Source organism: Saccharothrix violaceirubra, assembly GCF_014203755.1.
GTDB lineage: Bacteria > Actinomycetota > Actinomycetes > Mycobacteriales > Pseudonocardiaceae > Actinosynnema > Actinosynnema violaceirubrum.
Genome location: NZ_JACHJS010000001.1, coordinates 5,543,326 through 5,555,141 on the forward strand (window position 1 = coordinate 5,543,326; position 11,816 = coordinate 5,555,141).

Genomic DNA, 11,816 nt, shown 5'->3' on the forward strand with positions numbered 1-11,816 from the left:
GGCGAAGGCCGTATCCCTCACGCGAGGGATACGGCCTTCGCCGTCCCGGGTGGTCAGGACGACACTTCCGCCGCTGTGCGCGGGGCGGGTCGCTGAGAGACGATCATTGCCATGCGCGTTGTGGTCGCCGGTTCGTCCGGTTTCATCGGCACCAGCCTGGTCGCCGCGCTGCGCGGCGCCGGCCACGAGGTCGTGCGGCTCGTGCGGCGGCCGGCACAGGCACCCGACGAGCGGACGTGGGACCCACCCGCGGGCAGGCTCGACGTCGACGCGTTGACCGGCGCGGACGCGATCGTGAACCTGTGCGGCGCGGGCATCGCGGACAAGCGGTGGGACCAGGCGCGCAAGCAGGTGCTGCTGGACAGCCGCACGGTGCCCACGGAGGTACTCGCCGGTGCCGCGGTCGAGCACGGGGTGCCGCTGCTGGTCAATTCGAGCGCGGTCGGCTTCTACGGCGACACCGGCGAGGAGGTCGTCGACGAGACGTCGCCGTCGGGCACCGGGTTCCTGGCCGAGCTGGTCCGCCGCTGGGAGGCGGCGACGGAGGGCCCGCAGCGGGTCGTGAAGCTGCGCACGGGCCTGGTGCTGGGCGAGTCCGGCGGGCTGTTCGGCAAGTTGAGGCCGCTGTTCTCGGCCGGTCTGGGCGGCAAACTCGGCTCCGGCCACCAGTACATGCCGTGGGTGTCGCTGGACGACGTGCTCGCGGCGACCGTGTTCGCGATCGAGCACCCCGAGATCTCGGGACCGGTGAACGTGACCGGTCCGTCGCCCGTGACGAACTCCGAGTTCACCCGCACGGTCGGGCACGTGCTGCGGCGGCCGACGCCGTGGATCGTGCCGGGGTTCGCGCTCAAGCTCGTGCTCGGCGAGTTCGCCGAGGAGGGCGTGCTGATCGGGCAGCGCGCGATCCCCCGTGCGCTGGAACGGGCCGGGTTCCGGTTCCGGCACCCCTCGTTGGGCACCGCGGTGGCGGCGGCCGTCGGCCGATGATCGCCCTCGGCGTCCTGTTCGTGCTCGCCTCGGTCGGGCTCGGCGTGCTGGTGCGCCACGACGTGCCCGTGCTGGACCGCGATCTGCACGAGGTGGCCCTGACCCTGGGTCCCGCGGTCACGCGGACCGCCGAGGTGATCAGCCTCGTGCTCAGCCCGGGGCTGGCCACGATCACGTTGGTGGCGTTGGGATCGCGGGCGCTGCTGGCGCGGGACTCGCTGCTGGTGCGCGCGTCCGTCCTGTTCGGACTGTGCTGGACGACCGTGCTCGCGCGGGACCTGTACCGGCGCATCAGGCCGATCGAGTACGACCTCTACAGCTATCCGAGCGGGCACGTGACGGCCGTGGCCACGATGGGGTTCGTGGGCGTGCTGCTGACCGCGCACCTGGCCCGCGACCACGTGCGCACCGCGATCGTCCTGGCCGTCACGGCGATCGTGCTCACGGCCGCGAGCCGGGTCGTCGTGCAGTACCACTGGTTCACCGACACGGTCGGCGCGGTGCTCGGCGTCATGGGGGTGGGGCTGCTCGGCGCCCACGCCCTTCGGCTGACGCCCGTGGGCGTAGGGTCGAGGAGTGAGCAGTCCTGATTTGTCCTGCCGCACGTCGCGCGACCCGTTCGACGTGCGTGAACTGGGCACCATCGACTACCTGGCCGCGTGGGACCTCCAGAAGGGGATCGCCGAGGCGCGGGCCGAGGGGACCGGCGGCGACACCCTCCTGCTGCTGGAGCACCCGCCCGTCTACACCTGCGGTCGGCGGACCGAGCCCGAGGAGCGGCCGGTCGGCGGCGACGTGCCGGTCATCGACGTCGACCGCGGCGGCAAGATCACCTGGCACGGTCCGGGCCAGCTCGTCGGCTACCCGATCATCGGGCTGTCCGAGCCGTTGGACGTCGTCGACTACGTGCGGCGGCTGGAACAGGCCCTGATCCACGTGTGCGACCAGCTCGGTCTGCACACCGGTCGGATCAAGGGGCGCAGCGGCGTGTGGTTCCCGGCCGACGAGCGCGCGGGCGAGCGCAAGGTGGCCGCGATCGGCATCCGCGTGCAGCGCGGCGTGACCATGCACGGGTTCGAGATCAACTGCAACGCGTCGCTGGACGCGTTCGGCGACATCATCCCGTGCGGCATCCGGGACGCGGGCGTGGCGTCGCTGTCGGAGGAACTCGGCCGGGACGTGACGGTGGCCGAGGTGCTGCCGCTGGCCCGGGAGGCGGTGATCGCGGCCCTGGACGGGACGCTGCCGTTGACCGACCGCACGCTGGAGCGTCAACAACCGGTCGCCCCAGGGGTCACGTTCGCGGTGCGCACGGGCTGACAGCACGACGACGTCCCTCTAGTGTTCCGTAATTACGGACTACAAGTGAGGGGGACTCGCGGTGCCGCTGACCCGACGAAGCCTGTTCACCGCCGGTGCGGTCGCGGGCGGCACGCTGCTGCTGCCCGTACCGCGCGCGTCCGCCGAACCCCGCTTCGACGGGTGGCCCGACTGGCTCGGCGCGCATCGCGACGACGTGGCGCTGGTCGTCGACGACGGCCGGGGCGGACGGATCTCGCACCGCCCCCACGCACCCCAGCCGCTGGCCGCCGCGGCGATGATCGAACACCTGGCCGCCTACCGGGAGGTCCGCCCCGAGGGGCGCGTCACGGTCGGCGACTGGGAGCGGTACCTCCCGGGCCAGGACCACGGCGCCGCGCTGGCCCACCTCGGCATCACGTCGGGCAACGGCGTCACCGCCGACGACCCCCACGCCCTCGTCACGCTCGACGACCTGGCGGGCGTGATGATCCGGTTCGGCGACACCGCCGCCGCGGACCTGCTGCGGGACCGGCTGGGCCGACCGGGGTTGCCGTCGTTCCTGACCGAACGGCTGCGATTGGTCCTGCGCCGACCCGTGTCCGCGCAGGAGTACCTCGCCGATCCACGCCTCCAACTGGAGGTGATCGGCCGCTCCCCCGACGTCCCCGGCTACGCCGGTCGGGCGGACTGGGCCCGGGACACGTGGCCGGGCACGGCCGCCGCGGTGGACCGGACCCACCGGCTCCTGGCCGGTGACGCCCTCCTCGAAGCCGGCCACGCGGTGCCGCCCAAAATGGCGGGCATCGGAGTGGCGGACATCGGCAGACTGGGCGGCGCGCTGCCCGGAATCGTCACCCTCGGCGTCACGGTCCGGTGGCCCGACGGCCGGCTCGGCTCGGCCACGCTGCTGACCCGAGGCGTCGACGAGGCCCGGTACGCCGACCGGGGCGCGCTGCCCGACCTGCTGACGCGGGTCCTGCTCGACGCCGCCGTTCTCGGAGAGCTGCGCGATCGTCTCTCGTAGGATCACGCCGGTGGAGCTGGAAAGACGTCTTGCCGAACTGGAGCAGCGGGTCGCCGCCCTGGAGGGCGGGACCACACCGGCGGAAGGCGGCGGCACGCTCGGCTACCGGGGCCGGGTCACCCTGGGTGGCGAGCCGGTCGAACGGCACGTCGACGTGACACCGGCCCACGCGCTCCACCTGGACGACCGGCCGCGCCTGGAGGTGCTGGCCGCGTTGGCACACCCCGTGCGGGTCGACATCGTGCGCTGCCTGCTCGGCGCGGGCTCGCGCCCGTCGACGGCGTTGCAGGAGGCGGCCGGACTCGGCTCGACCGGTCAGCTCTACCACCACCTCAAGGCACTGACCGCGGCCGGCGTGGTGGAGCAGGACAGGCGCGGGAGCTACCGGCTGCGCCCGGAGGCGACCGTGCCCGTGCTCGTCCTGCTCACCGCCGCGGCGGACGTGGCCGGTCAGCTCCGCAGCTGAGGGGCGACCTCGGCCGCGACCAGCTCCAGGTGGGCCAGGTCGGACAGGTCCAGCACCTGGAGGTAGTACCGGTGCGCGCCGGTGCGTTCGCGCCACTCGCCGAGCCGGTCGACGACCTCGGCGGGCGTGCCCGCGAGACCGTTGGCCTTCAACTCGTCGACCTCGCGGCCGATCGCGTCGGCCCGGCGCTTGACCTCGGCGTCGTCCTTGCCGACCGCGACGACCAGGGCGACCGACCGGGTCACGGTCCCCGGGTCGCGGCCGATCGCGCGGCACGCCTCGTCGACCCGGCCGAACTGCTCGACGGCGAAGTCCGCGGGTACGAACGGCAGGTTGAACTCGGTGGCGTAGCGGGCCGCGAGCGCGGGCGTCCGCTTCTTGCCGCCACCGCCGATCACGACCGGCACCCGTGCCTGGACGGGCTTGGGCAGCGCCGGCGAGTCCTTGAGCGTGTAGTGCTTGCCCTCGAACGAGTAGGTCTCGCCGACCGGCGTGGCCCACAGGCTCGTGATGATCTCCAACTGCTCCTCGTAGCGGTCGAAGCGCTCACCGATGTCGGGGAAGTCCAGCCCGTACGCGGCGTGCTCCTCGGCGAACCAGCCCGAACCGAGGCCGAAGTCGACGCGCCCGCCGGACATGTGGTCGACCTGCGCCACGCCGATCGCCAGCGGACCGGGGTGGCGGAAGGTCGCGGCGGTCACGAGCGTGCCCAGGCGGATCGTCGAGGTCTCCCGGGCCAGGCCCGCGAGCGTGATCCACGCGTCCGTCGGACCGGGCAGGCCGTCGGCCGACCCCATCCGGAGGTAGTGGTCGGAGCGGAAGAACGCCCCGTACCCGGCGGCCTCGGCGGTCCGTGCGACGGCGAGCAGGTCGTCGTAGGTCGCCCCCTGCTGGGGCTCGGTGAAGACGCGCAGTTCCAGTTCCACGCGCCCACGCTAACCCCCGGCGCGCGGTGGCCGCCGCGCGGGACGTGACGTCCGTCGCCGCGCCGGATCGGGCCTGGTCGGGGCCTTCGGTCGGGGTCGGGTCCGGTGCCGCGTGACGTACTGTTGACGGGTGACCGTCGTACCTGAGGGTCGGAAGCTGCTGCGGCTCGAAGTCCGCAACAGTCAAACGCCCATCGAGAAGAAGCCCTCGTGGATCAAGACCAAGGCGAAGATGGGCCCCGAGTACCGGGAACTCAAAGGCCTGGTCAAACGCGAGGGCCTGCACACGGTGTGCGAAGAGGCGGGCTGTCCCAACATCTACGAGTGCTGGGAAGACCGCGAGGCGACGTTCCTCATCGGTGGCGAGCAGTGCACCCGACGCTGCGACTTCTGCCAGATCGACACCGGCAAGCCGGCCGACCTCGACCGCGACGAACCGCGGCGGGTGGCCGAGTCCGTGCAGGCCATGGGCCTGCGCTACTCGACCGTGACCGGCGTGGCGCGTGACGATCTCGAGGACGGCGGCGCGTGGCTGTACGCGGAGACCGTGCGGCAGATCCACGCGCTCAACCCGGGCACCGGCGTGGAACTGCTGATCCCGGACTTCAACGCCGTCCCCGAACAGCTCGCCGAGGTGTTCGCGTCCCGACCGGAGGTGCTGGCCCACAACCTGGAGACCGTGCCCCGGATCTTCAAGCGCATCCGGCCGGCGTTCCGCTACGAGCGGTCGCTGGAGGTGATCACCGCGGCCCGCGAGGCGGGTCTGGTGACCAAGTCGAACCTCATCCTGGGCATGGGCGAGACGCCGGACGAGGTGACCGAGGCGCTGGCCGACCTGTACGACGCGGGCTGCGAGATCATCACGATCACCCAGTACCTGCGCCCGTCGCCCCGGCACCACCCGGTGGAGCGCTGGGTCAAGCCGGAGGAGTTCGTGACGCACAAGGAGACGGCCGAGAAGATCGGCTTCTCCGGCGTCATGGCCGGTCCGCTGGTGCGGTCGTCGTACCGGGCCGGGCGGTTGTACGCGCAGGCCGTGACCAAGCGCGGCGACGAGCTGCCGGAGAACCTGACGCACCTGCTCCAGGCGGGCGAGGCGGCCCAGGAGGTCACCTCCCTGCTGTCCCGCTAGCGGTCTTCCGCGTCGCCTGCCGGTTTCCCCCGGCGGGCGACGCGCCCGTTCACGAAGAACGTCCCGGCACCGACCGCCAGGCCGAACACGACCACCGGCAGGCCCCAGCCGTACCGCCGCTCGCGCAGACGTGCGCAGACCTCGGGCAACGCCACCCCTTGGGCCTCGAGCGCGACGTCGTCGAACCCGGCGCCCCACGCGTTGCCGCAGGCGACCGCGATCCCGCCCGGCGACCGCGCCTCGATCGGCAGGAGCAGGATCAGCAGCCCGGCCAGCACGAACGCGCCGCCGACCACCGCGGACACCACCCTGGCCGACATGGCGTGCAACCTACGCCCACCCCGCCCGACCTGCGGCGATGTACCGACGAGGAACCCCGGTCGGCCGCGCCGGATCGCCTCACCGGCGCACGCGCCGCTAGTCCGCGAGGGGCACCTTCGCCAGCAGCTTGGGCAGCTCGACGGCCAGGTCCGGCACCTCCAGCCCGAGGGCGGCCAACCGCTCCACCACCTCGGCCGGCGCGATCTCGAACCACAGCGCGGCGTCCAGCACCGACCGCATCGTGACCGGCCGCCGGAGGTCCAGTCCGAACATGTCGAACCGGTCGAACCGGTCGAAACAGTCGAGAAGGGCGAGGCTGAAAGGGTCGAGCCGTTCGGGCACGGGGTCCACGTCGTAACCCAGCTTCCTCACCCGCTCCGCGACCTGTACGGCCTCGCCACCTGTCTTCTTGGACACGCGCGCGATCCCGGCGAGCGGCATCCGCCGAATCGACCTGATCATTCCCATCGTGTGGTAGTCGATCTCGGTCAGCGGCTCGTCCGGCCACGACCAGATCGGGGCCTCGAGACCCATCCGGCGCAGGCGACGGACGATCTCCGCGGCCGATCGCCCGATCTCCCGTGCCGCTTCGAGCACGAACCCGAAGTCGCGCCTGGTTTCCCAATGGGGACGCTGCTCGCCGGCCGGCGAGAAGCGCATGAGCAGGCGATCGGCCTCGTCGTACGCCTGGGTGGCGATCACCGACGATGGCAGGTCGAACTTGAGTTCGGCCAGCCTGGTCCACGCCTCGCCGACCGGGACGCGGGTGTTCTCGGCCAGGTCCAGCAGGTCACGCAGTCCCACCCGGACCGGGCCCGGAGGCGTGTTCCGCCGCAGCCACGTCCCCGACAGCAGTGTCCGATCACGCTCGTCGAGCGTGTCGGGCAGCAGGTCCGCCGGAGGCACCGGGATGCCGATCTCGGCGAAGCGACGTGCCACCTCGCGAGGTGGCACGTCCCACAGCACAGAAGCCCGGACCAGTTGCGACACCTCGACGACCCCGCCCATCGGCAGCGCCGCGCACGACAGGACCGGACGGGTGGCCGAGGCGGCCCAGTCTGGCAGGGACTCGACCCGGGGCGCGGAGAACCCCAGCTCGGCGAGCCTGTCCGTGACCCTGGTGGGCGACCACCGCAGTACGGCCGCTGCGGCACAGACGTGCTCCACGCTCACCGGGTGACCGTCCGGGAGCCAGGGTCTGCCTCGTTCGAGATCGACTCCGACCAGGGTCAGGTCGTCACGCGTGATCCGTCGCGGCAGTGTCCGCACCCGACGGGTGTCGAAACCGCACCGGTCGAACAGGTCGAGGAGCTTCTCGACCGGGATCCCGGTCCGGACGTGTGCGTAGACGAAGCGGCCGACGGACACCGGCGTCCGGGGGTCGAGCCAGGAAGACGTCCGGTACTCGACATGCGTCGACAGCAGCCGGGAGTCCCGGTCCGGGTCGTCGAACCCGCCGGTGAAGGACGAACCCGGATCGATGCCCAGCGCGGCGAGCCGCTGCGCCACGACCACGGGTTCGATGCCGTAGGCCGCGGCCACCGACAGCACGTAGCCGGCCGAGGTCGAATCCGACACCTGCACCTGGCGCGGGTCGTTCGTCGTCTCCGAACCCACTCCGAGGAAGGCCGCGTCCGATGGTCGCGCCGAACGCACGGCGCGACCATGCGGGAAGTCCACACCAAGCACCTCGGGGCCTCGGTGGGCAAGCAATCGCCACAGCAGAAGCCACTCGTCCAGTGCGGCATGGTCGAAGCGCGTCCGGGCAGGGCCGCCGGCCGCGTCCAACCGCCGGATTCGGGCCCAGTCCCACGGAAAGCAGCCCACCGTCGCCATGTCGATCGGCCCGGCCGCCGACCACACCGGTCGTCCACTCGACGCGATCTCGTCGGTCACGATGTCCGCGACGAAGGGACTGTCGACGGCCAGGTCGCAGATCCACTCGTGGGTCAGGAAGACCGGGTCGGCCGCGACCAGTTCACGGGCGGCGTCCCGCAGCAGGCTTTCCACCTGGGACGACACGTCGTCCAGGACCGACTTACGGTCGACGCTGAGTCTGGGGGCCGCGTGGTGGTGCAGGTTCACCACGGCACCCCGTGACCCCAGGCTGTTCAACGGTGGCGGGCTCAACACACCTCGGCGGTGGACGGGTTCCGCGTGGATGCCGTCGACCAGGAGCCCACCGCCCCCTTCACACCACACCACCTGCCCGTACTCGGTCGGCTCGCTGTGCACGAGCATCCCGGACACGGTCACACCATCCTCGACACCACGGGGTCTGGCCTCCAACCTGAACGGTTCCCACTCGGCCGACAGGTCGTCGTGGGTCGCCGTGGTGGCGAACTCGGCCAGGCCCAACAACCGGTTCAGCACGTCCACGCACGACGGCGCCGCATCCCCATCCCGCAGGTACAGCGTCACCGTCGTCCCCGGCTCGACGTCCTCGTCCACCGGCTCGATGCGGAACAGGTGCCCCGGCCCGGCGATCATGACGCGCAACGGCTGCCCGTGGTCGAACCCGTCCCGGCTCATCCGCCGGGTACGGACCTCGATCTCGTCGGCCAGCATGAAGTAGCTCAGCACCCCGATGCCGAACCGGCTGTTGGGGAACAGCTCCACCCCCGCCGCCTCCCACCGGGCCTGCTCCTCGGCGAACTCGGGCCGGTCGGCGAACCGGGCACCGGCGCGGGAGAACACCTCGCGCAGCTCGGATTCGCCCATCCCCACGCCGTTGTCGTGGCACCGCAGGTAGTACCGGCCGTCCTCGCGGCCCTGGGTGAAGGTGATCCGGCCCTCCCACAACGCCCGGCTCCGGTGCTTCACGGCCTGGTAGTCGTATCGGGCCTTGCGATAACGGCACGCGTCCAACGCGTTCTGGTACAGCTCGCGGATCGCCAACGACCGGTCCCCGTAGAGCTGCTCCCCCATCAGCAGCTCGCGCACCCGGCTCTCCTCCAGCCGGAACCGGGTCACGGGCACCACGAACACCGGCCGCCCGTTCTCCTCGGCGGGCCTGATGCGGTCCGCCGAAGCGTGGGCGGGCAAAGACCGAAGCGGCTTGAGGACCTCCACGCCGACGGCCACGTCCCGCACCGCGCCCAGGACCGCGTCGGTCCGGCGTACGTGGTCCCGCAGGGACTCCAGCACGGCTTCGTGGCGGCAGTGCGCCAACAGCGCGACGCCCACGTGCTCCATCGGCTCCCACCGCGCCTCGGCGATGGTCGTGCGCAACTCGCCCAGTCGCACCGGGTTCGGGATGCCCAGGTGCTCCACCACGGTGATCGGCAACGCGGTCAGCCCGATCGCCAGCTCACGGGCCACGACCAGGAGCAGGCCGAGCAGCTCCTCACGCACCTCCTGCGGCGGCCCGAAGCCGAGGTAGGAGCGGACCGGCTCGAGTCCACGCCGCCGGTCGTCGCGCAGATCCCCGGGCGTGAGGTGGAACAACGCCTCGATCCGGTCGAGGCAGGCCAGTACCGGCTGTAGCGGACGGTCACCGGTCGCCAGCGGCGCGGGCCGGTCGGGGCGGCCGGCGACCCACTGGTGGAACAGCCACCAGCCGATCCCGTCGCCGGCCTCGGGGCGTGCCGCCGTGCGGTCGACGAGCCGCCGTTGTTCCGGGCCGGACAGGAATCGCGCGTAGTCGGCCGACCCGGGCTCACGTAACGACGTGGGTCCGACCGACACCGCCGCGGCAGCAGCCTCCAGCACTCTGACCTGGTGCAACATCGGCGCCAGCACCAGCAGTGCGGCCTCGGCACCGGACAACTCGAAGTCCACGGCCAGGTGCGACGCCATGCGCGCGGCCAGGTCCGGGTCGAGCCAGGGGTCGCCGGCCAGCACCTCTTCGGCCCGGACACGGCGTGAGTCCAACGAGCGGGCCAGGGCCAGGACCGGTGGTCCGAAGCGGTCCGCGTCCGATGCCAGGCCCCACAGCGGACTGTCCGCCGCCCACGCCCCGTCCGCCATCCGCGCCCCTCTCGCCCGTGCCGCACCAGGAGCACATCTTCCCGGTGCGGCACGGACGGGTGTCAGGGGGCGGCGGCGGATGCCCGCCCGGAGTCGGCGGCGTGGACCGGCTCGGCGATCACCGAGGCCGATCCTTCGTGCACACCCCAGAGTTCCAAAAGGCTGGAGACGGCGTCCGCGATGCCCTCGTACCGTTCGGAGGGGAGATCCGCGGGAAGCTCGATCCGCAGCTCGGGTCGACCCATGCGACTCATCCTCACGGGTCGCGTTACCGGTTTGCAATCACTCGATCGAGCGCTATTTCACACAGTACGCGGCATAGTTCGGGATTTTGCGACGAATACCACATCACCGCTGGTCAAGCCAGGTGGCGAGCCATGAAACCTTGCCGTCAAGTTCGTAACGCGGAAAACCACTTGAGACAGCGAGTACGGCTGTACTCGACCCGCATGCGGGACCCCGGCACCTGATCGAGTCGTTCCCACGAGGGGAATTGCCGGTCGATCGGAATAATCAATACGGGAATCGTGACGACGGTGGGCGCGGCAGGATTCGAACCTGCGACCGCTCGGGTGTAAACCGAGTGCTCTTCCGCTGAGCTACGCGCCCGGACGGCATCGGCGGAGCCGCCGATGCCGGGGGAAACTATCAGGCCAGGGCGGCCACGGCCTTCTTCCACGCCTCCTGGTCGCGCGCCTCGCCCGGCGCGTTGACCTCGGCGTAGCGGACGACGCCGGCGGTGTCGATCAGGAACGTGCCGCGCGTCGCGAGCCCGGCCGCCTCGTTGAACACGCCGTACTTGGTCGCGACGTCGCCGTGCGGCCAGAAGTCCGACAGCAGCGGGAACTGGTAGCCCTGCTGCTCGGCCCACGCCTTGAGGCTGAACGGGGTGTCCACGGACACGCCGAGGACCTGCACGTTCTCGTTCTCGTACGTGGCCAGCTCGTCACGCACCTGGCACAGTTCGCCCGTGCAGATGCCGCTGAACGCGAACGGGTAGAACACGAGCAGCACGTTGCGCTCACCGCGGAACGACGAGAGCGTCACGGCCTGCTTGTTGTAGTCGTTGAGCGTGAAGTCCGGAGCTTCCGAACCGACCTCGACCGCCATTGCCTCGCCCCTTGCGCAGAAGAAGACGGGCCCCACCTGAACCAGGAGCCCGCTCCCGAGCCTAGGGCATCGGCCCTCAGCGCTTGACCTTGACCGACTTCGGGGCGACCAGCCGCGTGGCCGACCAATCGGCGCTCACGTTGATGTTGGACGTCTGTGCCAGCCCGGCGGTCGAGACGGCCTCGGCGATGTCGCTGGGCTCGACGTAACCCGAACGTCCCGTCTTCGGGGTCAGGACCCAGATCACGCCGTCCTCGGCGAGCGGGGTGGTCGCGTCGACCAGGCCGTCCACCAGGTCGCCGTCCTCGTCCCGCCACCAGAGCAGGACCACGTCCACGACGTCGTCGGCGTCCTCGTCGAGCAGATCGCCACCGATCCGCTCTTCGATCGCCACGCGCAGGTCGTCGTCGACGTCCTCGTCCCAGCCGATCTCCTGGACAACGTTGCCCGGTTCGATCCCGAGCCTGTCGGCGACACCGGCCTTGCCGGCGTCTTCCGCGGCCACCACGGCTTCCACTCCTCCAAGTACAGATGAGCGGCAGCCGGGATACGACTGCCGCGCGTTGTCACTGCCAG

General features: G+C 71.3%; 12 protein-coding genes and 1 tRNA gene. 6 read left to right on the plus strand and 7 right to left on the minus strand.

Annotation, left to right across the window (positions count from 1 at the left end):
- Positions 1 to 111 precede the first annotated feature (111 nt).
- The 5 genes from F4559_RS25290 (at position 112) to F4559_RS25310 (ending at position 3,782) form a co-directional block, all read left to right on the plus strand.
- Entirely contained in the window at positions 112 to 990 is an 879-nt protein-coding gene (locus F4559_RS25290) for a TIGR01777 family oxidoreductase (RefSeq protein WP_184672726.1), read from the plus strand.
- On the plus strand, positions 987 to 1,580 hold the full coding sequence (locus tag F4559_RS25295) for a phosphatase PAP2 family protein (protein ID WP_184672728.1): 594 nt from the start codon (positions 987 to 989) through the stop codon (positions 1,578 to 1,580). Before F4559_RS25290 ends, F4559_RS25295 begins: the two co-directional genes overlap by 4 nt.
- A complete protein-coding gene (gene lipB / locus F4559_RS25300; protein WP_184672730.1) occupies positions 1,567 to 2,310 on the plus strand; it encodes a lipoyl(octanoyl) transferase LipB in 744 nt (247 codons plus the stop codon). Before F4559_RS25295 ends, lipB begins: the two co-directional genes overlap by 14 nt.
- Positions 2,311 to 2,371: 61 nt before the next feature.
- Positions 2,372 to 3,316, plus strand: a complete 945-nt coding sequence (locus F4559_RS25305) for a serine hydrolase family protein (protein ID WP_184672733.1) — start codon at positions 2,372 to 2,374, stop codon at positions 3,314 to 3,316.
- Positions 3,317 to 3,326: 10 nt separating this feature from the next.
- The gene (locus F4559_RS25310; protein ID WP_425567938.1) at positions 3,327 to 3,782 is read left to right on the plus strand and encodes an ArsR/SmtB family transcription factor; all 456 of its coding nucleotides are present in this window, start codon (positions 3,327 to 3,329) and stop codon (positions 3,780 to 3,782) included.
- On the opposite strand, the gene F4559_RS25315 is transcribed toward F4559_RS25310, so the two are convergent.
- Positions 3,767 to 4,702: an LLM class F420-dependent oxidoreductase gene (locus F4559_RS25315; RefSeq protein WP_184676192.1), complete on the minus strand. Its 936-nt coding sequence runs from the start codon at positions 4,700 to 4,702 to the stop codon at positions 3,767 to 3,769. The genes F4559_RS25310 and F4559_RS25315 overlap by 16 nt on opposite strands.
- Positions 4,703 to 4,838: 136 nt before the next feature.
- On the opposite strand from F4559_RS25315, the gene lipA reads away from it, so the two are divergent.
- Complete coding sequence (gene lipA / locus F4559_RS25320) at positions 4,839 to 5,840, plus strand: lipoyl synthase (protein ID WP_184672735.1); 1,002 nt, start codon at positions 4,839 to 4,841, stop codon at positions 5,838 to 5,840.
- Here lipA and F4559_RS25325 read toward each other — a convergent pair.
- From F4559_RS25325 to F4559_RS25350, 6 genes are all read right to left on the minus strand, one after another.
- Positions 5,837 to 6,160, minus strand: a complete 324-nt coding sequence (locus F4559_RS25325) for a hypothetical protein (RefSeq protein WP_184672737.1) — start codon at positions 6,158 to 6,160, stop codon at positions 5,837 to 5,839. The two genes, lipA and F4559_RS25325, sit on opposite strands and share 4 nt — an antisense overlap.
- Before the next feature lie 97 nt (positions 6,161 to 6,257).
- Positions 6,258 to 10,130, minus strand: coding sequence for a wHTH domain-containing protein (locus tag F4559_RS25330; RefSeq protein WP_184672739.1), 3,873 nt, complete (start codon positions 10,128 to 10,130; stop codon positions 6,258 to 6,260).
- A gap of 62 nt (positions 10,131 to 10,192) precedes the next feature.
- Entirely contained in the window at positions 10,193 to 10,375 is a 183-nt protein-coding gene (locus F4559_RS25335; protein WP_184672741.1) for a hypothetical protein, read from the minus strand.
- A 292-nt stretch (positions 10,376 to 10,667) separates the two neighbouring features.
- Positions 10,668 to 10,739: transfer RNA gene (locus F4559_RS25340), tRNA-Val, on the minus strand.
- Positions 10,740 to 10,778: 39 nt separating this feature from the next.
- Complete coding sequence (locus F4559_RS25345; protein WP_184672743.1) at positions 10,779 to 11,240, minus strand: peroxiredoxin; 462 nt, start codon at positions 11,238 to 11,240, stop codon at positions 10,779 to 10,781.
- 76 nt (positions 11,241 to 11,316) lie between these two features.
- Complete coding sequence (locus F4559_RS25350) at positions 11,317 to 11,748, minus strand: DUF3052 domain-containing protein (RefSeq protein WP_184672745.1); 432 nt, start codon at positions 11,746 to 11,748, stop codon at positions 11,317 to 11,319.
- Between the last annotated feature and the right edge of the window lie 68 nt (positions 11,749 to 11,816).